Raw genomic sequence first — 457 nt, 5'->3', positions numbered from 1 at the left:
GCCTTCCTGGCCCGGTTGCAGCAGCAGTTGGCGCGTGAGCCTGTGGCCGCTCGCCCGGCGCAGGAAAGCCTGCAGCAAGTAGCGGTGCCTGTGCTGGCGCCCGCGCAGGCGGCCAATGCCTCGGTGTTCCGCTGGAAGATGGTGGCCGGGTTTGCCTCGCTGGCCGCGGTTGCTGCCGTGGGCTGGAGTTCGTGGGGCAGCTTGCAGGGCGAGTCTGCCACCGCCCAACTGGCCGCCGCGTCCAGTGCCCCGCAGGCCACGGTGGCCGTGGCCGAGAACGAGGGCCCGCAGGTCATGATCCGCGATCCGCGCCTTGATGAACTCGTGGCTGCGCACAAGCAGTTTGGCGGCACATCCGCGCTGCAGATGCCAGCGGGCTTTTTGCGCAACGCGACGTTCGAGGCGCCCGCACGCTGATCGCCAGCCTTGAAGTAAAACTGTGAAATCTTCCAAGGAG

Annotated in this window: 1 protein-coding gene; it reads left to right on the top strand. The window is 67.8% G+C overall.

From position 1 onward, the window contains the following. Window positions 1-417 (top strand): hypothetical protein (locus tag QZH66_RS18430; RefSeq protein WP_305807235.1); only part of this gene is annotated, 417 nt, incomplete at its 5' end. Between the last annotated feature and the right edge of the window lie 40 nt (window positions 418-457).

Origin of the sequence: Stenotrophomonas sp. YIM B06876 (genome assembly GCF_030711595.1) — a bacterium.
In the GTDB taxonomy this organism is placed as follows: Bacteria; Pseudomonadota; Gammaproteobacteria; order Xanthomonadales; family Xanthomonadaceae; genus Stenotrophomonas.
Note: the sequence above shows the minus strand (reverse complement) of the source record. Positions and strands in the feature narration are given on the sequence as shown.